Source organism: Microbispora rosea (assembly GCF_900156315.1).
Taxonomy (GTDB): domain Bacteria; phylum Actinomycetota; class Actinomycetes; order Streptosporangiales; family Streptosporangiaceae; genus Microbispora; species Microbispora rosea.
This window is the reverse complement of sequence record NZ_FTNI01000027.1, coordinates 33,103-55,797: the sequence shown is the minus strand read 5'-3', so window position 1 is coordinate 55,797 and position 22,695 is coordinate 33,103. Positions and strand designations below refer to the sequence as shown.

The following is a 22,695-nucleotide window of genomic DNA, read 5'->3' as shown; positions in this document are numbered from 1 at the left end:
CTGTGGTGGCCGCGGCCTGCCTGCTCGCCGTGGCCGCGCCCCTCTCCCCCGCCTCCGCCGCCGGTGGCCCCAACCTCGCCGCCGGTCGCACCGTGACCGCGAGCAGCGGCAACAGCCCGTACGTCCCGGGCAACCTCAACGACGGCAACCAGGGCACCTACTGGGAGAGCGCCAACAACGCCTTCCCCCAATGGGCGCAGGTCGACCTCGGCGGCGCGACGAGCATCGACCAGGTCGTGCTCAAGCTGCCGGCGTCGTGGGAGACCCGCACCCAGACGCTGGCCGTGCAGGGCAGCACCGACGGGTCCTCCTTCAGCACGATCGTTGGCTCCGCCGGCCGCTCCTTCGCCCCCGGCTCGGGCAACACGGTGACGATCGGCTTCACCGCGACCACGACCCGGTACGTCCGGATCACCATCACCGCCAACACGGGCTGGCCCGCGGCGCAGCTGTCCGAGATCGAGGTCTACGGCGCCGCCACCGCGTCCGGCAACCTCACCCTCGGCAAGACCATGAAGGAGAGCGCGCACGCCGACGTGTACGGCGCGTCCAACGCCAACGACGGCAACCAGGCCACCTACTGGGAGAGCGCCAACAACGCCTTCCCCCAGTGGCTGCAGGTGGACCTCGGCGCCTCGACCGCGGTGGACAAGGTGGTGCTGAAGCTCCCGCCCACCTGGGAGGCCCGCACCCAGACGCTGGCCGTGCAGGGCGGCACCGACGGCACGAACTTCTCCACCCTCGCCGCCTCCGCGGCCCGCGCCTTCACCCCCGCGAGCGGCAACACGGTCACCATCACCTTCTCCACCGCCAACGTCCGGTACGTCCGGATCAACGTCACCGCCAACACCGCATGGCCCGCCGGGCAGATCTCCGAGTTCGAGGTGTACGGCCCGGCGCCCACCGGTGACACCCAGGCCCCGACCGCGCCCTCGAACCTCGCCTACACCGAGCCGGCCACCGGCCAGATCAGGCTCACCTGGTCGGCCTCCACCGACAACGTCGGCGTCAGCGGATACGACGTCTACGCCAACGGGGTGCTGCGCACCAGCCTCGCCGGCAACGTGCTGACCTACACCGACACCCAGCCCACCAGCGCCACCGTGACCTACTACGTGCGGGCCAAGGACGCCGCGGGCAACGAGTCGGCCAACAGCAACACCGTCACCCGCAACGGCGCGACCGGCGACACCCAGGCCCCGACCGCCCCCTCGAACCTCGCCTACACCGAGACCACGCCGGGACAGGTCAAGCTCACCTGGACCGCCTCCACCGACAACGTCGGCGTGACCGGTTACGACGTCTACGCGAACAACGTGCTGCGTGGCAGCGTCGCGGGAAACACCACGACCTACACCGACACCCAGCCCACCAGCGCCACCGTGACCTACTACGTGCGGGCCAAGGACGCCGCGGGCAACGAGTCGATCACCAGCAACACCGTCACACGCAACGGCTCGGGCGGCGGCTCGAACATGGCCGTCGGCAGGCCGATCACCGCCTCCTCCTCCACGTTCACCTACGTCGCCGCGAACGCGAACGACAACGACCTGACGACCTACTGGGAGGGCGCGGGCGGCTCCTACCCGCAGACGCTGACCGTCCAGCTCGGGGCCAACGCCGTCGTGAGCTCGGTCGTGCTCAAGCTCAACCCCGACGCCGCCTGGTCCACCCGTACGCAGACCGTCCAGGTGCTGGGCCGCGAGCAGAGCGCGTCGGGATTCACCGGCCTGACCGGCGCGGCGACCTACACCTTCAACCCCGCGACCGGCAACACGGTGACGATTCCGGTCTCCGGCACGGTCGCCGACGTGCAGCTCAGGTTCACCGCCAACTCCGGCGCCCCGGCCGGGCAGGTCGCCGAGTTCCAGGTGATCGGCGCCCCGGCGCCCAACCCCGACCTGACCGTCACCTCCCTGTCCGCCTCACCCGCGTCCCCGGTGGAGACCGACGCCGTCACGCTGTCGGCGACGGTGCGCAACGCGGGCAGCCTCGGCTCCGGCGCGACCAACGTCGCCTTCTACCTGGGCGGGACCAAGGCGGGCACCGCCTCGGTCGGCGCGCTCGCGGCCGGCGCCTCGGCCACCGTGACGGCGAACATCGGCCAGCGCGACGCGGGCAGCTACCCGCTGAGCGCCAAGGTCGACGAGTCGAACGCGGTGATCGAGCAGAACGAGACCAACAACGCCTTCACCGCCTCCTCCCCGCTGGTCGTGAAGCCCGTGGACAGCTCCGACCTGGTGGCCTCCCCGGTGAGCTGGTCGCCCGGCAACCCGGCGGGCGGCAGCACGGTGACGTTCACCGTCGCGATCAAGAACCAGGGCACGGTCGCCTCGGCGGGCGGCGCCCACGGCATCACGCTCACGATCACGAACGACTCGGGCACCGTGGTCAAGACGCTGACCGGCTCCTACAGCGGCGTGATCGCGGCCGGGTCCACCACGAGCCCGGTGACCCTGGGCACGTGGACGGCGGCCAGCGGCAGATACACGGTGGAGACCGTGCTCGCCGCCGACGCCAACGAGCTGCAGGTCAAGCAGGCCAACAACACCTCCACGCTGCCGTTCTTCGCCGGCCGCGGCGCGAACATGCCGTACGACATGTACGAGGCCGAGGACGGCGTGACCGGCGGCGGGGCGACGGTCGTCGGCCCGAACCGGACCATCGGCGACCTGGCCGGTGAGGCGTCCGGCCGCAAGGCCGTGCGGCTCACCACCACCGGCAGCTATGTGGAGTGGACGACGAGGGCCGACACGAACACCCTGGTCACCCGCTTCTCCATCCCCGACGCGGCGGGCGGCGGCGGCACCGACGCCACCCTGAACGTCTACGTCAACGGCGGCTTCCTCAAGGCGATCAGCCTGACCTCGAAGTACGCGTGGCTGTACGGCCCGGAGGCGGGCCCGGGCAACTCGCCGGGCGCGGGCGCCCCGCGGCACATCTACGACGAGGCCAACATCCTGCTCGGGACGACCGTGCCGAAGGGCAGCAAGATCCGGCTGCAGAAGGACGCCGCCAACACCTCCACGTACGCGATCGACTTCGTCAACCTGGAGCAGGCGTCGCCGATCGCCGACCCCGACCCGGCCAAGTACGCCGTGCCGACCGGCTTCACCCACCAGGACGTGCAGAACGCGCTCGACAAGGTGCGGATGGACGCCACGGGCACGCTCGTGGGCGTCTACCTGCCGCCGGGCGACTACCAGACGTCGGGCAAGTTCCAGGTGTACGGCAAGGCGGTCAAGGTGATCGGGGCCGGCCCCTGGTACACCCGGTTCTACGCGCCGTCCACGCAGGAGAACACCGACGTCGGGTTCGAGCCGTCGTCGTCCGCCAACGGCTCGACGTTCGCGAACTTCGCGTACTTCGGCAACTGGACCTCGCGCGTCGACGGCCCCGGCAAGGTGTTCAACTTCGCCAACGTGGCGAACATGACCATCGACAACATCTGGGTCGAGCACCAGATGTGCCTCTACTGGGGTCAGAACACGGACAACATCACGATCAAGAACTCCCGGATCCGTGACACGTTCGCCGACGGCGTCAACATGACCAACGGCAGCACGGACAACCTGGTCTCGAACAACGAGGCGAGGACGACCGGCGACGACAGCTTCGCGCTGTTCTCTGCCATCGACGCGGGAGGCGCCGACGAGAAGAACAACGTCTACGAGAACCTGACCGCGATCCTGCCGTGGCGCGCGGCCGGCATCGCGGTGTACGGCGGGTACGCGAACACCTTCAGGAACATCTACATCGCGGACACGCTGACCTACTCCGGCATCACGATCAGCTCGCTCGACTTCGGCTATCCGATGAACGGCTTCGGCGCGAGCCCGCCCACGGTGTTCGACAACATTTCGATCGTCCGCGCGGGCGGCCACTTCTGGGGCCAGCAGACCTTCCCGGCGATCTGGCTGTTCTCCGCCTCGAAGGTGTTCCAGGGCATCCGGGTCAGCAACGTGGACATCGTCGATCCGACGTACTCGGGGATCATGTTCCAGACCCAGTACCTCGGCGGCCGGCCGGTCAACCCGATCAAGGACACCGTCTTCACCAACATCTCGATCTCCGGAGCGCACAAGAGCGGCGACGCGTTCGACGCGAAGTCGGGCTTCGGTCTCTGGGCGAACGAGCTGCCCGAGCCCGACCAGGGCCCGGCGGTCGGGTCGGTGACCTTCAACAACCTCAGGCTCAGCGACAACTACCAGGACATCAAGAACACGACGTCCACCTTCACGATCGACATCAACCCCTGACGACATGAGAAGCGCCGCCGGAGAGGCTCCTCTCCGGCGGCGCTTCTCTGGGGGGTGTCAGGTGGTCAGGAGCAGCGGGTGCCGTTCAGCGTGAAGCCGGTCGGGTCGCCGTTCGAGCCGCTCCAGGTGCCCTGGAAGCCGAACTGGGTGTTCCCGCCCGCCGGGATCGACCCGTTGTACGACAGGTTCCTCGCGGTCACCGACGACCCGCTCTGGGTGACGTCGGCGTTCCAGTAGCCGGTGATCTTCTGGCCGTTCGGGAAGGAGAAGCCGAGGTTCCAGCCGTTCACCGCGCTGGAGGAGGTGTTGGTGACCGTCACGGTGCCGGTGAAGCCGCCCTGCCACTCGTTCTTGCTGTAGCTCACCCGGCAGGCGCCGCCGCCGTTGCCGTTGCCGCCGGTCGGCGAGACGGTGGGGGTCGGCGAGGGGCTCTGGACCACGCCGCCGATGCTGTAGGAGAAGTTGTTCACCGCGAGGCCGGCGCCGCCGACCCAGGGCTCGAATCCGGCCTGGACGCTGGTCAGGTACCACGACCGCTGGGCGTAGCCGCGGTTCACCGCGTCGTCGTAGAACGAGCGGACGGCGAAGCTGATGGAGTTCGTCGGCGAGGTGCGGACGTAGGAGATGACGTTCCAGCCGATGTTGCCCTCCCAGACGTCCCAGGTGCCTCCGGCGATGTTCGCCGTGCCCACCCGGGAGCCAACAGGCTGCACCGAGCCGGTGTGGTTGAGCCACACCATGATCTCGGCACCGGTGTTCTGGCCGTCCTTGCGAGGCGTCGGGTCGAACCAGATGTCGTACGCCGCGTCGTAGATCCCCGAGCCCGGGTAGGACATGCTGACGCTGGTCTGGACCGTGTTGAACTGGCTGTTGCTCGCCTGGAGGGGCAGGCCGCTGCCGCTGGAGCAGTTGGCGTAGTGGCAGCCGGCGTAGATGGCCGGGTATGCCGCCGGGGTGCCGCCCGTGTTGTTGTGCCCCGCCTGCGTCACCGTGAAGCCGGTGTTCGTGACGTTGATGCACTGCGGGGCGCTGCTCCCCCACACGTTGTTGATGACGACGTACTTGCCGCCCTGGACGGTGGTCGAGCCGTACTTCTCGCAGATCGTCGTGTCCGCATGCGCCGCCTGACCGACGACGAGCGACGCGGCGACCGAGCCGAGCATGACGAGGCCCGCCGTGATCATTCGCATCTTCATGCCCCGGACCATAGACATCGGGCCGAGGCGGGCAACATGGGCTGATTTGGTCGACAATGTGGACGAAACCCGGACCAGCGACAACGCCCTTACGGAAAGTGAAACTTTCAGTCACACGGGCTGTCCGGCTGCCGGAACACCGGCGTGCGCCGCCCCACGCCGGGGAGTATGGCCGCAGGAGGTGGGAGCGATGCCCGTCACGGTCCGTCGTGTGTACGAGGATCCCGCGCCCGGAGACGGCACACGGGTGCTGGTCGACCGGGTGTGGCCGCGCGGCCTCACGAAGGAGGCCGCTCACCTGGACGAATGGGTCAAGGACGTGGCGCCGTCCGGCGCCCTGCGCACCTGGTACGGCCACGTCCCCGAGAGGTTCGGCGAGTTCCGCAGCCGCTATCTCGCCGAGCTGGACGATCCCGAGCGGCAGACCGCCCTCGACCGGCTGCGCCGGCTCATGGAGGACGGTCCGCTGACCCTGCTCACCGCGACCAGGGACGTCGAGCACAGCCAGGCCGCCGTCCTCGCCGAGGTCCTGTCGGGCCACTCGTCGCGGTGATCCGGCTTCAGCGGACCGCTTCGGCGGACCGCTTCGGCGGGCCGCTTCAGTGGACGGGGCGGGTCCGGCGGCCGCCGGTCAGGTTGAGCCGGACCATCGCCGGGAGGCGGCGCAGGCCGAGCGTGGTGCGCAGGTCCGGGACGGCCTCGTCGTGCAGCCGGGTGACCAGCGCCCCGAGGTCGGCCGGTTCCACGGCGGAGACGCCGAGGTCGAGGTGCGGGTCGTCGGACGAGCCGCGCAGCACGGCGTGCGCCCGGCGCACGTCCGGATAAGCGCTGACCTGCTCGGCCAGGGCCTCGCTCGCGGGATGCGCGTCGACCTCGGTGACGCCGGACGTGCCCGATTCCAGGCGCAGCCGCCGCGGCCGGTCGACCCGCAGCAGCGCCACCAGCCAGGCCAGCCCGATCAGCCCTATTACGAATCCGACGGCGGCCACGACCGGCCAGAACCACGGCGTGGTCGCCGCGAAGCTCCTGGCCCCGGCGTCCACCACCGGCTCCCGCGCCGCCGCGTCGCCGAAGGCGCCCAGCGCCCGCGCGATCGCGAGGCCGCCCACCGCCAGCAGGACCAGGCCGAACACCGCCAGGCCGGTCCGGTTGCCCTTGCCCGATCTCGTCTTCACCGTCCTGCCTCCTTCGCCTACGACGGGCCGCGGACGCGCAGGTTCAGCGAGACGTGGTGGGCGGGAGCCAGCCGGGCGAGCTCGTCCTCGACGGCCGCCCGCACGCGCTCCCCCAGCGCCGTCGTGTCGCGCAGGTCGGTCCTCACCGACACGTCCGCGTGCCAGCCGCGCATCCGCGCTCCCGCGGCGCGCACGCCATCCACCTCGTTCGCTCTGGCGCTGAGCGCCCGTGCCAGCGCGCGGCGCGGCAGGCCGACCACCAGGTCGGGGTCTCCGGTGCGCAGCGCGATCATCCGCCCCCGGCCGGGGACCAGCGCGATCAGTATCAGCGCCAGGCCGATCAGGGCCAGCGCGGAGGCCACCGCGAGCGTCCGGCCGTCGTTCCAGGCCGCGGTGCTCGCCCAGCGGGCCCACTGTTCGTACGGCACGAGCCTGACGGGCAGCCCCAGCAGCGCGGAGACCACGTGGACGGCGGTGAGGCCCCCGACCGCCAGCAGCGCCAGTGCGGCGACCGCGGCCGGCAGCCCGCGGCTGGGCCGGAAGGCCCGGCCGGCTCCTCCGGCCCCGAACCCCCGCATCGGGACGAATCGCGGCACCCTCTCAGACGGCCCTCGGCCTTCGGTCATCGCCATCCCTCCGCTCGGGCCTTCACGAGAGCCTGTGCCCGGACCTTCGCTCGGGCACCAGCTCCACGACCTCGATGTCCACGTTCTCCACGGCGACGCCGGTCAGCTCGCGCAGCCGCCGCCGGACGTGCTCGCGGATCTTCGCGGCCAGCCGCGGCACCGGCGCCGGATAGCGCACGGCCAGATCGCAGTGGACCGCCGCGACCGCCCCGCACACCGACGCCGAGACGTGGGGCCGGCCGGTCACGTGCTCGTCCTCGCTCGCCAGTTTCTCGGCGATCCTCGTGAAGGCACGGTCCGAGATGGTCGTCGTCCCGTGCGCCGCGGGCACGGTCATTGCCGTCTCGGGTGCATCTGCGGCAGGTGTACGCCGCCTTCGAGCACCAGGCCGACGAAGAACCCGACGATGCCGAGGACCAGGACGATGATGAACGCGGCGAGGCCGCCGAAGGCCCCGACCACCCCAAGCACCGTGCCGAACAGCAGCCCCGCGAGGCCCCAGATCGGATAGCCTTGCATGATCATTCCTTTCTTCCGCCGTCGTCTGTGACCACGTCGGCGATCGTCACGTCCACCCTGCGGCCGCCCGCCAGGTCGCCGATGGCGTCGCGGACCAGGTCGGCGACCTCCGGCAGCGGCCTGCCGTACCGGGCGACGATGTCGACCTCGATCGCGTCGTCCCGTACGGCGACGCCCGGGACGAGACCTCCGGGCAGGTGCGTCGCGACCACGCCGAACGGTCCCCGGGACAGGTCGGCGACGTCGGGACACGACAGCACGCGGTCCGCGATCCGCCGGGCGGATGCCCCGAGTTCTTCGCCTTCTCGTCCCGCTCCGGGATCCCGCTGCCGTGGCGGGCCTTCCGCGGCGCCGGGCCCGGCTCGCTCGGGCATTGTGACCCGTCGGCCGCCGGGTTCGGCCCCCGCGCTCTCCGGGACGGCGCTCATTGGACCCGCGGCTCCCCGTCGCCGGGCGTCTGCGGCTCCTGCTGCCTCGGCAGGTTGACGTCGTCGACCGCGATGTTGACTTCGGTGACCTCCAGCCCGCACATGCGCTCCACCGCGCGGATCACATGACTCCGCACCGCCTGCGCGAGGTCGGGGATCGCGACGCCGTACTCGACGATGAGGTGGATGTCCACGGCGGCCTGCCGCTCGCCGACCTCCACCGACATGCCTCGGGTGACGCCGTCCTCGCCACCGAGCGCGCCCCTGATCGCGCCGAACGCGCGGGCTGTGCCGGTGCCGAAGTCATGGACTCCGTCGATCTCACGGGCCGCCATGCCGGCGATCTTGGCGACCACCTCGTCGGAGATCGTGGTACGTCCCCGCTCCGTCATCAGGCCGGAGCCGCCCTGCGTCCCGAGGGATCGCCCGGGCGCCGGCTCGACGGTCGCGGTCGACGTTCTGGTCTCGGTCATGTGACTCACCCGTTTCACGCGTGCGGTAGATACCGCTTACCGCCGATGTAAGACCGTGATACCCGGTTTGCACACAGTAATCGTCCGAGGTAGGGCGAGGTTGTGTCATCGGAACCCCTCCAACACACCAAGACCGGCGAGCCTGGCGAGAGTCATAACGGACAGCCCAAAGGAGGAGATCAAGTCCTACTAAAACTGCCCGATATGTACGAGATCGAGTTTTTGTGTGCCCGTCTAGGGCATTCATACCGTTCAGTCGGATCGCAGCGTCGTGCGGCGAGACGGGCGGATGGCCGGAACGGCGCATCGGGGCAGCCAGTAGGAGGCGCGACCATGAAAGACGGACTGAAGGTGGCCCTGGCTGTCATCGCGGGCTACTACCTCGGCCGGCACCACAAGCTGCGCCTGGCGCTGGTGCTCGCGCTGGCCATCCTCGCCGCCCGCCTCAAGGGAGGGGGGGCCGCGGGAGCCCTCCTCGAACAGGTCCCCAAGATCCTCGGCGGTGCCGCCCCCGACCTCGGCAAGCTCACCGAGCGCGTACGCGGCGACCTTCTGGACGTCGGCAAGGCGGCCGCCAAGCGCGCCACCAGCCACCAGATCGACAACCTGAGCGACAAGCTGCACGAACGCGCCGAGGCGCTCCGGCAGCCCAAGGGCCGGGGCCGGGCCGCGGCCGAAGAGGAAGAGGAAGAGGAGAAGGAGCGTCCGGAGGAGGGCCGCCGCCGGGCGCCCCGCCGCCGCCCGAAGCAGCGCGAGCCTGAGCCCGAAGAGTCCTACGAGGAGGAAGAGGACTACGAGGAGGAGCCGTACGAGGAGGAGGCGGAGGAGCCGGAACCCGAGGAGCGCCGCCGGCCCCGGATCCGTCCCACCCGTCCCGTGCTGCGGAGGAGGTGAGACCGATGACCGAACAGACGCGGGAACGGGCCCAGACGGAACGGACACGGGGCCCACAGGCGCCGGACGAAGGGGCGCTGCCCACGCAACGGCTCGGGCAGGAGTTCCAGAACCTCGCCACCGCCGTGGCCGAGCGCGCGCTGTCCCGGGTCACCGAGAGAATCGACGGCCTGGCCGGCCGCCTCACCGACTATGTGGAGCACGGCGGCTCCGGGCTGTTCAGCGCGCTCACGGGGAAACAGGGCGGCGGGCGGGAGGCGCTCGGCGGGCTGCTCGGCGGCCTCACCCGCGGAAGGGGTGCCCGGGACCTGCTCAAGTCGGCGGCCGACCGGCTTGGCGCGACGGGCGGAGGCGGTCTGCTCGGCGCTGTCACCAGCGCTCTGACCGAGGGCGGCGGCGGTCACCCCGTACGTGCGGCGATCATGGCGTACGGCAAGGAGAAGATCAAGGGCCTGTTCGGCGGCGGCGGAGGCAAGGGCCGCAAGGGCAAGAAGCTCAAGGTCACCAACATCGTCGAGTCGCTCGACATCGGCGCGCCGCTCCGCCTGGTCTACAACCAGTGGACGCAGTTCGAGGAGTTCCCGAGCTTCATGAAGAAGGTCGAGACCGTCGAGCAGAAGTCCGACGAGAAGCTCGGGTGGAAGGCGCAGGTCTTCTGGTCCCACCGCACGTGGGAGTCGACCATCATCGAGCAGGTCCCCGACAGCAGGATCATCTGGCGGTCGGAAGGCCCGAAGGGCTTCCCGGACGGCTCTGTGACCTTCCACGAGATCACTCCCGAGCTGACCCGGGTCCTGCTCGTCGTCGAGTATCACCCGCAGGGTCTCTTCGAGCGCGTGGGCAACCTGTGGCGGGCCCAGGGCCGCCGCGTCCGGCTCGAGTTCAAGCACTTCAGACGGCACGTCATGACCAGCGCCCTGCTGCGTCCCGACGAGATCGAGGGCTGGCGGGGCGAGATCCGCGACAGCGAGGTCGTCAAGGACCACGAGACGGCGCTGCGCGAGGAGCGCGAACGCGAGGACCGCGAGCGGGGCGAGGAGGCCCCCGAGGAGCGCGAGGAAGAGGCTCCCGAGGAGCCCGAGGCCGAGGAGCCCGAGGAGTCCGAGGAGGAGCCGTACGAGGAGCCGTACGAGGAGGAAGAAGAGGAGGAGGAGCCGGAGCGGGAGCGCAGGCCCGCCTACGCGGGCGCCCGCGCCGGATCGACGGCCACCCGCGGGCGCGCGGACGAGCCCGAGGCTCGTGGCACGCGGGCACCGGCCGGGCGGCGCGGGTCGGAAACCGAGCGCGGCGAGGACGAACGGCCCCGGAGAGGCGAACAGGCCCGTAGGGACGAGCAGACCGAGGAGACGGGCAAGGCCGAGGAGACGGGCAAGGCCGAGGAGCAGCCGGTGCGCCGCCGCCCCCTGGTCCGGCGGCGCCGTCCTCCCGAGTGAGAGCCACGGAGGCAGTGGAAGCAGCCGCCCGTACGCCGGGATGCGGAGGGCGGAGCGACTGATCGGAAACACGACAGGAAACCGAGGAGGGGAAGCGTATGACGGTAGCCGTTCCACCGGCGGGTGGCGGCGGATTGCCGGGCCGGTCGTCGGGATCCGGCCTGGCCGACGTCATTGACACGATCCTGGACAAGGGCCTCGTGATCGACGCCTATGTGCGGGTCTCACTGGTCGGCATCGAGATTCTGACCATCGACGTACGTGTCGTCATCGCGAGCGTCGACACCTATCTCCGGTTCGCCGAGGCCGTGAACCGGCTGGACCTGGCCTCCCAGCAACCGGGGCTGCCCGGCCTCCTGTCGAGCGCGCCCCAGAGCATCGCCCGAGGCAAGACCAAGGGCATGGTCCAGGGCGTGCTGGAGGCGGCCGGAGACAAGCTGCAGGACCTGAGGGAGAGCTACGCGGAAGAACCCGCCCCGCGTACCCGCCGGCGTCGACGGGAGGAGGACTGAGATGACGGGCTCCACCAGGCAGTCCGGGGCGAGCGACGGGGCCGAGGCTCCCCCGCGCAACACCGCGTGCTACGTCTACGGCATCCTCCCGGAGGACGTCGAGATCAGCGAGGACGCCATCGGAGTGGGCGATCCTCCCCGCCGGGTCACCATCATCAGGCACGGTGAGATCGCCGCCCTGGTGAGCGACGTCGACGTGGACCGCCCCCTCGGCCGCGCACAGGACCTGGTCGCCCACGAGCAGTTGCTCGACGAGGCCGCGGCCGAGGTCCCCGTGCTCCCCCTGCGGTTCGGCGCCGTGATGACCACGCCGGAAGCGGTCGTGGAGGAGCTGCTGGCCCCGCACCACGACTCGTTCGCGGCCGCCCTGAAGCAGATCGAGGGCCGGACCCAGTTCGTCCTCAAGGCGCGGTACGCCGAGCAGCCGGTGCTGGTCGAGGTGCTGACCGAGAACGCCGAGGCCAGGCAGCTGCGCGACCGGATCAGGCAGTTGCCGGAAGAGGTGACGCGCAACGAACGCATCCGCCTCGGCGAGCTCATCACGCAGATCATCGCCGCGAAACGCGAGGCCGACACCCGGGCGGTCGCCGAACGCTTCGAGCCCTTCACCGCGGGTGCGGTGGTCCGGGACCCCAGCCACGAACGGGACGCGGCGCACGTCGCGTTCCTCGTGGAGAACGACCGCCAGGCCGGCTTCGAACGCGCCGTGGGAGAGCTGCGCTCCGAGTGGGGAGATCGGGTCGAGGTCCGGCTGCTCGGGCCGATGGCGCCGTACGACTTCGTCACCACCTGACTCATGAGAGGAGACCGCCGTGGGACTGATCAGCTTGCTGTTCACCTGGCCGCTCGCCCCGGTCCATGGCGTCATCCGGCTGGGCGAGCTGATCCAGCAGCAGGTCGAGCATGAACTGCGGGATCCGGCGGCGGTCCGGCGGCGGCTGGAGGCCATCGAGGAGGCCAGACGCTCGGGCCAGATCTCCGAAGAGGAGGAGGCCCAGGCCGTGGAGGAGATCCTCAGGCTCATGAGCGGCCCGCGGAGGGGGTGATCGTCCCATGCCTCCCCGGCGGAGAGTCCGTTATGACGAGGACGCCGCACCGTACGGGCGGCGGGCGTCCTCGAGCATGCCTGCGGAGGAGGACGGGCCGTACGACGAGTCCGAGGGCGAAGACGAGGACGAGCGCGGGGACGAGCACGCCGAGCCGCGCCGGCGTCGGGCCGCGCTGAACGCGGTGTCCGCCGGACGGCTCGGCCTGCGCTACATCGCGGATCTGACCTCCAAGGAGACGGAGGGGGTCACGTCGGTGGAACCCGTGGAGAACGGCTGGCTGGTGGACGTCGAGGTCGTCGAGGACCGCAGAATCCCGTCGACCGGCGACATGCTGTCGATCTACGAGTGCCAGGTGGACGACGAGGGGAACCTCATGTCCTACCGGCGCACCCGGACCTACCGGCGTGGCACGGGCGCCTACGGCGGTGGGCTATGACCGATCCCCGCTCGCGTCCCGTCCTGCGCGAGTCGTCGTACGGGCCGCCTGCCGTCATGGGCCGGGAGTCGACCAACCTGGGCGACATCCTGGAACGCGTGCTCGACCGGGGCATCGTGATCGCCGGCGACATCAAGGTGAACCTGCTGGAGATCGAGCTGCTGACCATCAAGCTGCGGCTGGTCATCGCCTCGGTCGACACCGCGCGGGAGATCGGCATCGACTGGTGGGAGCGCGACCCGTGGCTCAGCGGCAAGGACCGCGAGCTGGTCGAGGAGAACCGCCGGCTCCGCGAGCGCCTGAGCGCGGTCGAGGAGCGCCTGGTCGCCTGGGAGGAGCGGACGGAACTCGAACCGGGCGAGCGCGCGCAGGAGCGAGGACCGGTCGAGCGTGCGGGAGAACGCGCCGGTGAGCGGCGGGGCGACCGCCAGGCCGAGGCCCGCGACCGGCGGCTCGGCCGCCCCGGCGGAACGGAGCCCGGCCGTGCGTGACCACCACCCCGCCATGAGCGAGAACCACCCCGCCTTGAGCCAGAACCACCCCGGCGTCGGTCAGGGGGTCTACCTGTACGCGGTGACACCCGCCGGAGAGAACGGGACGGCCGGAGCGAGCGTGGAGCGCGCGGAGAGGCCTCCTGACCTGCGCGGCGTCATGGGCGGCGTGGTGCGGCCCGTGCCTCGCGGCGGGCTTGTGGCCCACGTCAGCGACGTGCCCCTCGACCGGTTCGGCGAGGAACCGCTGCGCCGCTCGCTGGAGGACCTCGACTGGGTTGAGGGAGTCGCCCGCGCGCACCACCGGGTCGTCGAGGCGCTGGCGGCGGCCGGGCCGACCGCCCCCGTGCGCCTCGTGACCGTCTACACCGGCGAAGAGCAGGTCCGCGACCTTCTCGACCTGCGGCACGACGACTTCACGGAGATCCTGTCGCGTGTCGCGGGACGGCGGGAGTGGGGCGTCAAGGCCTACCTGCGCCGGGACACGCCACCCCCCTCCCCGGCGCCCGCGGCCACCGCCGCGGGCGGTGGCGACAGCCCCGGCATGGCATACCTGCGCCGGAAGAAGGAGAGCCTGCGCGGCAGGGAGGACCTGTGGCGCGCGGCGGCCGAGCGGGCCGAGCTCCTGCACGCCGAGCTGGGACAGATCGCCGTGGCGAGCCGCCGCCACCGCCCGCAGGACCCCCAGTTGTCCGGGCGGAGCGAGTCGATGGTGCTCAACGGCGCCTACCTGGTGGATCCGGCCCGCGAGGAGGAGTTCGCCGCGGTGCTCGGCGGCTACCGCGACCGGTTCCTGGACGTCGAACTCACCGGCCCGTGGGCGCCCTACTCCTTCACCTCGATCGACCTCGGGGCGGGCCGGGCCGGGGGCGTGCGATGACGCCCGGAGGGACCCCGGCGTACCTGCCGGAGCGGCCTCGGGGCGCCGCCCTCGCCGACGAGGGTCGCCTGCCGCCCGAGCGCGTGGCGCTCGTCGACCTGCTCGACCGGCTGCTCGCGGGCGGCGTGGTGATCACCGGCGACATCGTGCTGTCGATCGCCGACGTCGACCTCGTCCGCATCTCCCTGCGGGCGCTGCTCGGCTCCGTACGCGGCACCGAGCCGTTCGACCCGCTCGGCGAGCCGTACGCGGAGGGCGGCCGGGCGACGGACATCCGCGGCGGCAGAAGGGAGAGTGAGGATGACCGGTGGTGAGGCCAGGAGCGCTCCGTGGGACACCGCGGCGGGGCCGTGGCGGCTGGGCGTGGAGACCGAGACGGGCGGCCCCTACCAGGGGGAGCCGGCTCAGCGGGATCCGGCTCAGCGGGAAGCAGCTCAGTGGGAGACCGCTCATGAGGAGCGGGGCGCGGAATCCGGGAGAGGCAGCCCCTGGCGGCTGAACACCGACCCGGACGCGGTGCGGCGCGACCTGAGCCGTCTCGTGCTGACGCTCGTCGAGCTCGTGCGTCAGCTCGTGGAACGGCAGGCCATCCGGCGGATGGACCAGGGCGACCTGTCCGACGAGCAGGTCGAGACGCTCGGCCTGACGCTGATGCGCCTGGAGGAGGCCATGACCGAGCTGTGCGAGCGGTTCGACCTCTCGCCGTCCGACCTCAACCTCGACCTGGGGCCCCTCGGCACGCTGCTGCCCACCGACGCGCGGTGAGCGCGCGGGCGTGTACGACCAGGTGGCAGGGGTAGGCGGAGGAGACGATCGGCGCCGGGAGGAGACGTCATGGGTGTCGTCGGCCGGGACGAGGTGCGTGCACTGCTGGAGTCGCCGTCGCCCGACGCGACGCTGGTGCTGGTGGGCGGCCGGTGCGAGGTCGTGCCGGAGTCGCGGGCCGAGGGCTTGGTCATCGCCAGTCGGCGCGACCTGGAGAGCCGGCTGGGAGACGGCCCGGTGGACGACCGGCGGCTCGGCGAGCTCGCGGACCAGCTCGACGTGGTCGCCCGCGACCTGGGGGCGTGACGGACCGACCGCGGTGCCGGGACGCTGGGGCGCCGGGACGCTGGGGCGCTGGGGCGCTGGGGGGAGCGTATGGGGGGATTCGATGCGTCCGCGTACGGGCGGACGATCGCCGACATCTACGACGAGATGGTGGAGCACCTGCCCACCGGTCTGGCGGTCGAGCGCGTCTTCCGGCTCGCCGGGGAAGGGCCCGTCCTGGAGTTCGGGATCGGCACCGGCAGGCTGGCGCTTCCCCTCGCCGCCCGCGGCCTGGCCGTGGCGGGCGTCGACGGGTCACCCGACATGGTGGCGGCCCTTCGCGACAAGCCCGGCGGCGACCGCATCCCCGTGACCGTGGGCGACTTCTCGGAGGTGCGGGTCGAGGGGCGGTTCGCGCTCGTCCTGCTGGCCTTCAACACCGTCTTCGCGCTGCCCTCCCAGGAGGCCCAGGTGCGGTGCTTCCGCAACGCGGCCGCCCATCTGCGGCCCGGCGGGCGCTTCGTGATCGAGGCGTGGGTGCCGGACCCCGCGGCCTTCCGCGACCGGACGTCGCTGCGGCTGCTGTCGCTGGGCGACGACGAGGTCGTCGTCGAGGCCGCCCGGCTGAGCCCGGCCGAGCAGTTCATGCACACCACGAGACTGCGGATGACCGCGGACGGCCTGCGGTTGCTGCCGGTCAACCACCGCTATGCCTGGCCGTGCGAGCTGGACCTCATGGCCCGGCTCGCCGGGATGCGGCGGGAGCACCGCTGGGCCGACTGGTCCGGCGCGCCGTTCACCGACGACAGTCGCGCCCACGTGTCCGTCTACCGTCTGCTGGAGCGCTGATGCAGTTGCCCGCGCCCAGAGGGCCGCTCACCGAGCGGCTCTTCGCGGAGCTGGCCCGGCCGCCGCACGCTTTCGGCCCGCCGCCCGCCGGCCCGTACGGCGACCGGCACAGCAACCAGCACGGCGACCGGCACTGCGACCCGTGCTTCGGCGATGAGGACGCCCAGCTCGCGCTGTTCGTCTGTTACGAGCTGCACTACCAGGGCTTCGACGGTGTCGACGACCGCTGGGAGTGGAACCCGTCGCTGCTCGCCCTGCGGGAGCGCCTGGAGACGTGGTTCGAGGGGTGGCTGGCCCGGCGCGTGCCCCGCCCGCCGGCTCCGCCGTCGCGGGAGGTGCCCCGGGCCCTGGCGGCGCTGGTGGCGGCCGACGACGGCCCCTCCCTGTCGGCGTACCTGCGCAGTAGAGCCAATACAGCACAGTTCCGCGAGTTCGTGGTCCACCGGTCGATCTACCAGCTCAAGGAGGCCGACCCCCACACGTGGGGCATCCCGCGCCTGCTCGGGCGGCCGAAGGCCGCGCTGGTGGAGATCCAGTCCGACGAGTACGGCGGCGGCAGGCCGGAGCGCATGCACGCCGAGCTGTTCCGGGCGACCATGCGGGGGCTGGGCCTCGACGACTCCTACGGCGCCTACCTCGGCCTCGTCCCCGGGGTGACGCTCGCGATCACCAACGTCATGTCGCTGTTCGGGCTGCACCGCCGGCGCCGGGGCGCGCTCCTCGGGCACCTCGCGGCGTTCGAGATGACCTCGTCGCTACCCAACCGCCGCTACAGCCAGGGCCTGCGGCGGCTGGGCGGCGACGCCGGCGCGCGCCGCTACTTCGACGAGCATGTGCAGGCCGACGCCGTACACGAGCAGATCGCCGCGCACGACATGTGCGGGGCGTTCGCCGCGGAACACCCCGGCCTTACCGGCGACATCCTGTACGGCGCGGCCTGCGCGCTGACCCTCGACCGGCTCTTCGCGGAGCATCTGCTGGGCCGCTGGCGGGAGGGGCGCACCTCGCTGCGGGAGACGGACGCCGAGGTGACGGTGCGATGACCACACACGGCCGCCGCCCGCACCGATCAGGCCGCGCCACCGCGGAGATCGACTACGTGCTGCCGCTGCGCTGGCAGGACGACACCGGGCTGACGGAGCTGACCGGCTATCTGCGCGACCTGTCCCGGCACGCCCGGATCGTGGTGGTGGACGGCTCGCCGTCACCGCTGTTCGAACGGCACGCACGCCTGTGGCGCGGCATCGCCGTGCATGTGCGGCCCGACGAGGACCTGACGATCGCGAACGGCAAGGTGGCGGGCGTGCTCACCGGCATGCGCCGTGCACGCGCCGAACACGTCGTCATCGCCGACGACGACGTGCGCTATGACGCGGACGCGCTCGCCCGGGTCCACGCCCTGCTCGACCACGCCGACCTCGTCCGCCCGCAGAACCATTTCCACCCGCTCCCCTGGCACGCCCGGTGGGACACCGCCCGCACCCTGCTCAACCGCGGCCTCGGGGCGGACTATCCGGGCACCTTCGGCATACGCCGCTCGACGTTCGAGAAGATGGGCGGCTACGACGGCGACGTGCTGTTCGAGAACCTGGAACTCATCCGCACGGTCCGGGCCCACGGCGGCCGGGAGGTCCGCCCGCTCGACCTGTACGTGCGGCGCCTGCCGCCCGACACCCGCCGGTTCTGGTCGCAGCGGATCCGGCAGGCGTACGACGACCTGGCGCAGCCCGCGCGGATGGCGGTCTTCCTCGCCGTCCTCCCCTGCGTGGGCGCGGCGTTGTGGCGACGCCGGCCGGCGTCGATCGTGGCGGGCGCGGTGGCTGCGGTCGGCCTGGCGGAGATCGGACGCCGCCGCGCCGGAGGCCGCCGGGTCTTCCCCGCCACTGCCGGCCTGTTCGCGCCGGTCTGGGTGCTCGAACGCGCCACCTGCAGTTGGGCGGCCCTCGCCGCGAGGTTCGTGCTCGGCGGCGTGCCGTACGCGGGGCGTCGCCTGCGGGTCGCCGCGCATTCGACGCGCCGGCTCCGCCGCCGCGCACTCCAGGCGTCCGTCCCTTCCGGATGGGACCTCGGCGACCGGCCGCCGGTGCGTTGTCAGCCGAGCGGGTCGGGCTCGCTCGCCGCGCGGAAGCCGGCCGCCTTGTGAGAGCCGTCGCAGAAGGGCTTGGTCGAGGACCGGCCGCAGCGGCACAGCGCCACCGTGACCCTGCCCGGATCGATGCGCCGTCCGTCCTGCGTCATCAGCGTGAACGGCCCGCGCACCAGCAGCGGGCCGTCCTCGCAGGGCGTCACCGTGACCGCCGCCACCGTGGCCGGGTCCTCCGCCATGTGCTCCATGCGGTGCAGCGTGCCCGGAACGGTGACGACATAACACGTGGTCGGCGGCGTACGGTCAGTCCCATCTCGCGCAGTGGGCAGAGGGGCTGAAGGCCCAGCATCCGGCCCGGCCCGCGTCCGATTCGTCCGCCGCGAGCGCGGACCCGGCGAACGGCGCGCTGAACGTGCCGGGCACGCCCGACGGGCTGGGCACGCCCGACTTCACGCTCGGCGGGGCGAAGGCCCAACGTGGCGTCGCCGTACCGCTCGTCCCCTCACCGGCCGAGAAATCCGAGGAGTGCCCGGACGTACGGCTTCGCCAGGGCGCCAGACTCCAGCAGCCGGCCGTGCCGTCGTCCCCGCACCGATCATGCACATGGGCGACCAGCGGCGGCAGCGGCAGATATCCCGGGATCACGATCGGTGCGGTCGGCGGCTGTCCGCCGGCGGGAGGCGGCACCGCCGCGGACCCGCCGGTGAGCGACTGCGCGGGAATCTCCCACACCGGGCTGCCCGGCGACGTCGGCCCGGCTGTCGAAGCCGTGGGAGACGTGGGCGTCCCGGCCGGGGGGGCCGTCTGCGCCGGCGTCGCCGTGCCGCCCGCCTGTGGAACGGCGGGTGGAGTGGCGGCGGGAAGCGCGGTCGCGGTGACGGTCATGCTCGGCTTGGGCTGCGGAGGCTGCTGCGTCGGCTTGGCCGTCGGCTTCTCGGTCGGCGCCTGCTTGTCCGTGGGTTTCGGGTTGGCGGTGGGTTTCTGACTCGTGGTGGGTTTCTGACTCGCGGGGGGCGTGACCGTCGGTTTCTCCGACGGCTTCTCGGACGGTGTGCCCGTCGGTTCGTTCGCGGGCGTGGAGCTCGGTTGCGTGCTCGCCGTGGTGCCGGGGGTGGTGCTCGGAGTCGTGCCGGGGGTCGTGCCCGGGGCGGGCGAGACGCTCACCGGTACGGGTGCTTGCGGGCTGGCCTGCGGTGAAGCGGCCGCGGTGTGGTCGTTGCCCGCCTTGGGCGCGGTCGCACCGCTCGCGGTGGGTGCGGGAGTGGCGGGACCCGCCCCTCGAGCCGCAGAATTCTTCGCCGCAGCACTCTGTGCCACAGCGCCCTGTGCCGCAGCATTCTTTGCCGCCGCACTCGGTGTCGCCGCACTCTGTGCCACAGCATTCTTTGCCGCCGCGCTCTGTGCCGCAGCACTCGGTGTCGCCGCGCTCTGTGTCGCCGCGCTCTGTGCCGCCGCCGCGGTGGGTCCGCTGCTCGCGGTCGGCGCCGCCGCTCCCTGCCCGGTCTGGCCTGACAGGCCGGGCCGGTCGGTCTGGCCGGGCTGGCTGTTCTGGCCGGGCCGGTCGGTCTGGCCGGGCTGGCTGTTCTGGCCGGGCTGGCCCGTCTGGCCGGGAGTCGCGGTGGTGCCGCCGCCCGCCGCCGGTTTCGGAGCCGCCGCCGCGCTCGGCCCGCCGTTCGGCTCCGGCCTGCTCTGCACCCTCGGCGCGGACAGGGCCCTCCGGCTCCGGACCTGACGGTCCCGATCACGCGTCTCGTGGGCCGTCCGGTCGCGGGCGGAGGCGCCGGCCTCGGTGCCCGAGGCACCGCCGGACGAGCCGGAGGATGATCCGGCGGACTCCCGTGACTCCCGGGAGGGGCGATCGGAGCTGCCGGCGGAGTCACGCGACGCACCGGACGAGCCTCCGGAGGAACGCGAGCCGGCCCTGTCCGCCGTCTGTGTTTCAGGCGCGTCGTTCTCCGCCGCGTTCCCGGCGCCGCGTGGTGCGTTCCCGGCGCCGTCGGGCTCGTGGCGGGCACGGTTCGGCGCGATCGTCGTGTGGTCGGGTGTGTTCGAGGTGTCCCCGGAGGGGCCGTCGCCCGCGGAGCCGGACGAATCACCCGTACTGCGGGACGATTCCTGCTCCGCGCCCGAGGCGCCATCGGAGCCACGCGAGGAGCGACGGGAGGCGTCGGAGGAGTCGCGGGCCGCATCGGACGAACCGGCGGAGGAACCGGAGCCGGCCCTGACCTCCGTCCGGGTGTCGGAGGCGGCGCCGTCCGGGGCGTTCGCGGCGTCGTCGTGCGCACCGGCACGCACGCCTCCGGAACCGCCCGACGAGGAATCGGGCGCCGAACCCGACGCCGAGCCCGATGATGACGACGAATCCGACGAGGACGACATGGCGCCGCCGGGCTCGTCGGAGGTGGGCGCGGCCAGGGCGGCGGCGCCTTCTATCGGTGGGGGGGCGTCCCGGCCGGGCTCGGCCACGGCCGCCCAGGGCTGCGCGACGACGGCGCCGCCGGTCGCGGATACCGCGGCCAGGAGCAGGCCGGAGACCAGGGTGGCGCGCCGGGAGGACATTCGGGGGGTCATTGAGGGCTCTTCCTCGATCTAGGGAGTGGGCCGGGGACCGATGAGGGACTTCCAGCCCGCCGCGGCGAACTCGGGCGTCCCTGGGAGAGCTGCTGCGGGCACGGACGGGGGGGTCGGGTCGGGGATGTTCACCCAGTCGCCCTTGTCCGCGCCACGCATATCGGGTTTCCACGCCATCAGCAGGCTCATGGCGTAGGGGCTGGAGTAGACGGGGCCGGTGGCACCGGCGCCCGTGGCCGCCGTGACCTGAACCAGGACGGAGACCTGCACCTGGTCCTCGGAGCGGACCCTCCACTGGACGCCGATCGTCTGCGTCCGCAGGGCCGCCCCGGCGGGGAGTTCGCCTTCGGGGGGAAGGCCGAGGGTCTCCCGCCAGCCGCGTACGGCGTCGCGGGCACCCTCGCGTGCCGCCTCACGCTGGTCCGGCGGGGCGTACAGCGCGGCCGCCTGTTCCGCCTGGCCGACGTCGAGCGTCCAGGCGGCCTCCAGGGCGGCGGCCGCGGCGGACGCCGCCCCGATCTCGGTGTGGGGGAAGCCGACGGGGTAGCCCCCGTCGCCCTCGTGACCGGTGGGCACCGCCAGCGCGACGACCGGCGCGACGACGCGCGCCGGCGTGGGCGGCGGCGCGGCCTGCCGGGTCTGCAGCACGATCACCGCGACGGCCACGACGGTGACGACCCCCGCGACGGCGACGATCAGGTGCCGGGGATCCCACCGTCGCGGTGGTCCCAGGTCCCAGTCGAGCGCCGGATCGGGGATGACCGGTCCCACTACTTGCTCCGGTCCTGCCGCTGCGAGAATGCCTGCCCGGCGGCCGCGGCGAGGCGCAGGTACGCGCCCCGGGTGGTGGGCCGCAGCCGGGCCAGGTCGACCTCCGCGCCCTCCTTCAGATGCGGGTCGAACGGCACCCGCACCACCGTGCGGCAGCGTCCGGCGAAGTGGCGTTCGAGCAGGTCGACGTCCACGTGTGACTTCGGCTCGACCGCGTTCAGCACGACGATGGCGTTCTTCACCAGGTGGCCGTGGCCGTGGGCGGTGAGCCAGTCGAGGGTCGCGGCGGCCGAGCTCGCGCCGTCCACCGCGACCATGGTGACCAGCACGATCTGGTCGGCGAGCTCCAGTGTGGCGCCCATCGCGCCGTGCAGGAGCCCGGTGCCGCAGTCGGTGATGCAGATCGAGTAGTAGCGCTCGATCAGGTTGGCGACCGTACGGTAGTCCTCGGCGTCGAAGGCCTCGCTGACGGCCGGGTCGGTGTCGGAGGCGAGCACCTCCAGCCGGGCGGACGACTGCGAGGTGAACGCGCGGGCGTCGGCGTACCTGACGATGTGCGGCGCCTCGGCCAGCAGGGTCCTGATCGTCGCCGCGGTCTCCGACTTGACCTTGATGCCGAGCGTCCCCCTGTCGGGGTTGGCGTCGATGGCGATCACCCGGTCGCCGCGCAACGAGGCCAGCGTGTTGCCCAGCGCCGCCGTCGTCGTGGTCTTCCCCACCCCGCCCTTGAGGCTCATGACCGCGATCCTGTGGTGACCGCTGGCGACGGGTGTCTGGGCCTGGGCGATCAGCGTGCGCCGTTCCAGCTCCGCCGCCGACTCCGAGGGGATGATCCGGCCGCCGGAGAGCTGGTAGACGAGCCGCCGCCATCCACCGGTGGGCTCTATGCGGCGGTTGGTCAACAGATGTTCGGCCGTGAGAGGCACGCTCTCCGGGAACTGCTCGGCAGGAGTGGGCACCGAAGTGCGGATCTCGGTCATGGGCGGGTCCTTTCACCGAGGACAGGAGGAAACAGGGG

29 protein-coding genes are annotated in these 22,695 nt (G+C 72.1%); 19 read left to right on the top strand and 10 right to left on the bottom strand.

Features of this window, described 5'->3' with window-relative positions:
- Positions 1-2 precede the first annotated feature (2 nt).
- Positions 3-4,259, top strand: a complete 4,257-nt coding sequence (locus BXA11_RS31015; protein ID WP_275409730.1) for a discoidin domain-containing protein — start codon at positions 3-5, stop codon at positions 4,257-4,259.
- Positions 4,260-4,324: 65 nt separating this feature from the next.
- Here BXA11_RS31015 and BXA11_RS31010 read toward each other — a convergent pair whose 3' ends face one another.
- Positions 4,325-5,455 (bottom strand): glycoside hydrolase family 12 protein, encoded by a 1,131-nt coding sequence (locus tag BXA11_RS31010; protein ID WP_204053845.1) that lies wholly within the window; start codon positions 5,453-5,455, stop codon positions 4,325-4,327.
- 190 nt (positions 5,456-5,645) lie between these two features.
- Between BXA11_RS31010 and BXA11_RS31005 the strand changes: the two genes are divergently transcribed.
- Entirely contained in the window at positions 5,646-6,008 is a 363-nt protein-coding gene (locus BXA11_RS31005) for a DUF488 domain-containing protein (protein WP_030509766.1), read from the top strand.
- A 46-nt stretch (positions 6,009-6,054) separates the two neighbouring features.
- Here BXA11_RS31005 and BXA11_RS31000 read toward each other — a convergent pair whose 3' ends face one another.
- The 6 genes from BXA11_RS31000 to BXA11_RS30975 are packed head-to-tail and all read right to left on the bottom strand — an operon-like array spanning position 6,055 to position 8,676.
- Entirely contained in the window at positions 6,055-6,630 is a 576-nt protein-coding gene (locus tag BXA11_RS31000; RefSeq protein WP_076440206.1) for an Asp23/Gls24 family envelope stress response protein, read from the bottom strand.
- A gap of 17 nt (positions 6,631-6,647) precedes the next feature.
- The gene (locus tag BXA11_RS30995; RefSeq protein WP_143734607.1) at positions 6,648-7,226 is read right to left on the bottom strand and encodes a DUF6286 domain-containing protein; all 579 of its coding nucleotides are present in this window, start codon (positions 7,224-7,226) and stop codon (positions 6,648-6,650) included.
- A gap of 52 nt (positions 7,227-7,278) precedes the next feature.
- Positions 7,279-7,593 carry an Asp23/Gls24 family envelope stress response protein gene (locus tag BXA11_RS30990; protein ID WP_076440204.1) on the bottom strand — a complete coding sequence of 105 codons (315 nt, stop codon included), beginning with the start codon at positions 7,591-7,593 and terminating at the stop codon, positions 7,279-7,281.
- Positions 7,590-7,775 (bottom strand): hypothetical protein, encoded by a 186-nt coding sequence (locus BXA11_RS30985; protein ID WP_076440203.1) that lies wholly within the window; start codon positions 7,773-7,775, stop codon positions 7,590-7,592. The genes BXA11_RS30990 and BXA11_RS30985 overlap by 4 nt, the downstream gene beginning before the upstream one ends.
- A gap of 2 nt (positions 7,776-7,777) precedes the next feature.
- Positions 7,778-8,203, bottom strand: a complete 426-nt coding sequence (locus BXA11_RS45675) for an Asp23/Gls24 family envelope stress response protein (protein WP_308441073.1) — start codon at positions 8,201-8,203, stop codon at positions 7,778-7,780.
- On the bottom strand, positions 8,200-8,676 hold the full coding sequence (locus tag BXA11_RS30975; RefSeq protein WP_076440201.1) for an Asp23/Gls24 family envelope stress response protein: 477 nt from the start codon (positions 8,674-8,676) through the stop codon (positions 8,200-8,202). The genes BXA11_RS45675 and BXA11_RS30975 overlap by 4 nt, the downstream gene beginning before the upstream one ends.
- A gap of 333 nt (positions 8,677-9,009) precedes the next feature.
- Between BXA11_RS30975 and BXA11_RS30970 the strand changes: the two genes are divergently transcribed.
- From BXA11_RS30970 to BXA11_RS30905, 14 genes are all read left to right on the top strand, one after another.
- Positions 9,010-9,570 carry a hypothetical protein gene (locus tag BXA11_RS30970; protein WP_076440199.1) on the top strand — a complete coding sequence of 187 codons (561 nt, stop codon included), beginning with the start codon at positions 9,010-9,012 and terminating at the stop codon, positions 9,568-9,570.
- Between the two features lie 5 nt (positions 9,571-9,575).
- Positions 9,576-11,003, top strand: a complete 1,428-nt coding sequence (locus BXA11_RS30965) for an SRPBCC family protein (protein WP_076440197.1) — start codon at positions 9,576-9,578, stop codon at positions 11,001-11,003.
- Positions 11,004-11,101: 98 nt separating this feature from the next.
- A complete protein-coding gene (gene gvpJ, locus BXA11_RS30960) occupies positions 11,102-11,515 on the top strand; it encodes a gas vesicle protein GvpJ (protein ID WP_076440196.1) in 414 nt (137 codons plus the stop codon).
- 1 nt (position 11,516) lies between these two features.
- Complete coding sequence (locus tag BXA11_RS30955) at positions 11,517-12,308, top strand: GvpL/GvpF family gas vesicle protein (protein ID WP_076440194.1); 792 nt, start codon at positions 11,517-11,519, stop codon at positions 12,306-12,308.
- 19 nt (positions 12,309-12,327) lie between these two features.
- On the top strand, positions 12,328-12,561 hold the full coding sequence (locus BXA11_RS30950; protein ID WP_030509755.1) for a gas vesicle protein GvpG: 234 nt from the start codon (positions 12,328-12,330) through the stop codon (positions 12,559-12,561).
- 76 nt (positions 12,562-12,637) lie between these two features.
- Entirely contained in the window at positions 12,638-13,000 is a 363-nt protein-coding gene (gene gvpO / locus BXA11_RS30945) for a gas vesicle protein GvpO (RefSeq protein ID WP_076440192.1), read from the top strand.
- Positions 12,997-13,491, top strand: a complete 495-nt coding sequence (locus BXA11_RS41625) for a gas vesicle protein (RefSeq protein ID WP_083744695.1) — start codon at positions 12,997-12,999, stop codon at positions 13,489-13,491. Before gvpO ends, BXA11_RS41625 begins: the two co-directional genes overlap by 4 nt.
- Entirely contained in the window at positions 13,484-14,371 is an 888-nt protein-coding gene (locus BXA11_RS30935; RefSeq protein ID WP_239105133.1) for a GvpL/GvpF family gas vesicle protein, read from the top strand. The genes BXA11_RS41625 and BXA11_RS30935 overlap by 8 nt, the downstream gene beginning before the upstream one ends.
- On the top strand, positions 14,368-14,685 hold the full coding sequence (locus tag BXA11_RS30930; protein ID WP_076440191.1) for a gas vesicle protein: 318 nt from the start codon (positions 14,368-14,370) through the stop codon (positions 14,683-14,685). The genes BXA11_RS30935 and BXA11_RS30930 overlap by 4 nt, the downstream gene beginning before the upstream one ends.
- Positions 14,672-15,136, top strand: coding sequence for a gas vesicle protein K (locus BXA11_RS41620; protein ID WP_083744694.1), 465 nt, complete (start codon positions 14,672-14,674; stop codon positions 15,134-15,136). Before BXA11_RS30930 ends, BXA11_RS41620 begins: the two co-directional genes overlap by 14 nt.
- Before the next feature lie 69 nt (positions 15,137-15,205).
- A complete protein-coding gene (locus tag BXA11_RS30920) occupies positions 15,206-15,442 on the top strand; it encodes a hypothetical protein (RefSeq protein WP_076440189.1) in 237 nt (78 codons plus the stop codon).
- A gap of 69 nt (positions 15,443-15,511) precedes the next feature.
- Entirely contained in the window at positions 15,512-16,249 is a 738-nt protein-coding gene (locus BXA11_RS30915) for a class I SAM-dependent DNA methyltransferase (RefSeq protein ID WP_076440187.1), read from the top strand.
- A complete protein-coding gene (locus BXA11_RS30910; protein ID WP_076440186.1) occupies positions 16,249-17,292 on the top strand; it encodes an iron-containing redox enzyme family protein in 1,044 nt (347 codons plus the stop codon). Before BXA11_RS30915 ends, BXA11_RS30910 begins: the two co-directional genes overlap by 1 nt.
- Positions 17,289-18,392 carry a glycosyltransferase family 2 protein gene (locus BXA11_RS30905; protein WP_076440184.1) on the top strand — a complete coding sequence of 368 codons (1,104 nt, stop codon included), beginning with the start codon at positions 17,289-17,291 and terminating at the stop codon, positions 18,390-18,392. Before BXA11_RS30910 ends, BXA11_RS30905 begins: the two co-directional genes overlap by 4 nt.
- Here the strand turns inward: BXA11_RS30905 and BXA11_RS44930 are convergent.
- Positions 18,341-18,583 (bottom strand): CDGSH iron-sulfur domain-containing protein, encoded by a 243-nt coding sequence (locus BXA11_RS44930; RefSeq protein ID WP_239105134.1) that lies wholly within the window; start codon positions 18,581-18,583, stop codon positions 18,341-18,343. The two genes, BXA11_RS30905 and BXA11_RS44930, sit on opposite strands and share 52 nt — an antisense overlap.
- A gap of 164 nt (positions 18,584-18,747) precedes the next feature.
- Here BXA11_RS44930 and BXA11_RS43380 point away from each other — a divergent pair, with 164 nt between their 5' ends.
- The 3 genes from BXA11_RS43380 to BXA11_RS30885 are packed head-to-tail and all read left to right on the top strand — an operon-like array spanning position 18,748 to position 20,928.
- Positions 18,748-19,320 (top strand): hypothetical protein, encoded by a 573-nt coding sequence (locus BXA11_RS43380; protein WP_076440181.1) that lies wholly within the window; start codon positions 18,748-18,750, stop codon positions 19,318-19,320.
- A gap of 30 nt (positions 19,321-19,350) precedes the next feature.
- Positions 19,351-20,067: a hypothetical protein gene (locus tag BXA11_RS43375; RefSeq protein WP_159454862.1), complete on the top strand. Its 717-nt coding sequence runs from the start codon at positions 19,351-19,353 to the stop codon at positions 20,065-20,067.
- 57 nt (positions 20,068-20,124) lie between these two features.
- Positions 20,125-20,928 (top strand): hypothetical protein, encoded by an 804-nt coding sequence (locus BXA11_RS30885; protein WP_076440177.1) that lies wholly within the window; start codon positions 20,125-20,127, stop codon positions 20,926-20,928.
- Here the strand turns inward: BXA11_RS30885 and BXA11_RS30880 are convergent.
- A complete protein-coding gene (locus tag BXA11_RS30880) occupies positions 20,925-21,677 on the bottom strand; it encodes a hypothetical protein (protein WP_076440176.1) in 753 nt (250 codons plus the stop codon). The genes BXA11_RS30885 and BXA11_RS30880 overlap by 4 nt on opposite strands.
- Positions 21,677-22,657 (bottom strand): MinD/ParA family ATP-binding protein, encoded by a 981-nt coding sequence (locus BXA11_RS30875; RefSeq protein WP_076440174.1) that lies wholly within the window; start codon positions 22,655-22,657, stop codon positions 21,677-21,679. Before BXA11_RS30875 ends, BXA11_RS30880 begins: the two co-directional genes overlap by 1 nt.
- Positions 22,658-22,695: the final 38 nt, after the last annotated feature.

What these genes read in the sequence shown, in the direction of transcription:
- BXA11_RS30915 (WP_076440187.1), top strand. Translation starts at nt 15,512, where the DNA reads ATGGGGGGATTCGATGCGTCCGCGTACGGGCGGACGATCGCCGACATC.
- BXA11_RS30910 (WP_076440186.1), top strand. Translation starts at nt 16,249, where the DNA reads ATGCAGTTGCCCGCGCCCAGAGGGCCGCTCACCGAGCGGCTCTTCGCG.
- BXA11_RS44930 (WP_239105134.1), bottom strand. Translation starts at nt 18,583, where the DNA reads ATGGAGCACATGGCGGAGGACCCGGCCACGGTGGCGGCGGTCACGGTG.
- gvpO (WP_076440192.1), top strand. Translation starts at nt 12,638, where the DNA reads ATGCCTGCGGAGGAGGACGGGCCGTACGACGAGTCCGAGGGCGAAGAC.
- BXA11_RS30905 (WP_076440184.1), top strand. Translation starts at nt 17,289, where the DNA reads ATGACCACACACGGCCGCCGCCCGCACCGATCAGGCCGCGCCACCGCG.
- BXA11_RS30920 (WP_076440189.1), top strand. Translation starts at nt 15,206, where the DNA reads ATGGGTGTCGTCGGCCGGGACGAGGTGCGTGCACTGCTGGAGTCGCCG.
- BXA11_RS31010 (WP_204053845.1), bottom strand. Translation starts at nt 5,455, where the DNA reads ATGAAGATGCGAATGATCACGGCGGGCCTCGTCATGCTCGGCTCGGTC.
- BXA11_RS30955 (WP_076440194.1), top strand. Translation starts at nt 11,517, where the DNA reads ATGACGGGCTCCACCAGGCAGTCCGGGGCGAGCGACGGGGCCGAGGCT.
- BXA11_RS30990 (WP_076440204.1), bottom strand. Translation starts at nt 7,593, where the DNA reads ATGACCGTGCCCGCGGCGCACGGGACGACGACCATCTCGGACCGTGCC.
- BXA11_RS30970 (WP_076440199.1), top strand. Translation starts at nt 9,010, where the DNA reads ATGAAAGACGGACTGAAGGTGGCCCTGGCTGTCATCGCGGGCTACTAC.
- BXA11_RS41625 (WP_083744695.1), top strand. Translation starts at nt 12,997, where the DNA reads ATGACCGATCCCCGCTCGCGTCCCGTCCTGCGCGAGTCGTCGTACGGG.
- BXA11_RS41620 (WP_083744694.1), top strand. Translation starts at nt 14,672, where the DNA reads ATGACCGGTGGTGAGGCCAGGAGCGCTCCGTGGGACACCGCGGCGGGG.
- BXA11_RS30975 (WP_076440201.1), bottom strand. Translation starts at nt 8,676, where the DNA reads ATGACCGAGACCAGAACGTCGACCGCGACCGTCGAGCCGGCGCCCGGG.
- BXA11_RS30875 (WP_076440174.1), bottom strand. Translation starts at nt 22,657, where the DNA reads ATGACCGAGATCCGCACTTCGGTGCCCACTCCTGCCGAGCAGTTCCCG.
- gvpJ (WP_076440196.1), top strand. Translation starts at nt 11,102, where the DNA reads ATGACGGTAGCCGTTCCACCGGCGGGTGGCGGCGGATTGCCGGGCCGG.
- BXA11_RS30965 (WP_076440197.1), top strand. Translation starts at nt 9,576, where the DNA reads ATGACCGAACAGACGCGGGAACGGGCCCAGACGGAACGGACACGGGGC.
- BXA11_RS31005 (WP_030509766.1), top strand. Translation starts at nt 5,646, where the DNA reads ATGCCCGTCACGGTCCGTCGTGTGTACGAGGATCCCGCGCCCGGAGAC.
- BXA11_RS30930 (WP_076440191.1), top strand. Translation starts at nt 14,368, where the DNA reads ATGACGCCCGGAGGGACCCCGGCGTACCTGCCGGAGCGGCCTCGGGGC.
- BXA11_RS30985 (WP_076440203.1), bottom strand. Translation starts at nt 7,775, where the DNA reads ATGCAAGGCTATCCGATCTGGGGCCTCGCGGGGCTGCTGTTCGGCACG.
- BXA11_RS45675 (WP_308441073.1), bottom strand. Translation starts at nt 8,203, where the DNA reads ATGAGCGCCGTCCCGGAGAGCGCGGGGGCCGAACCCGGCGGCCGACGG.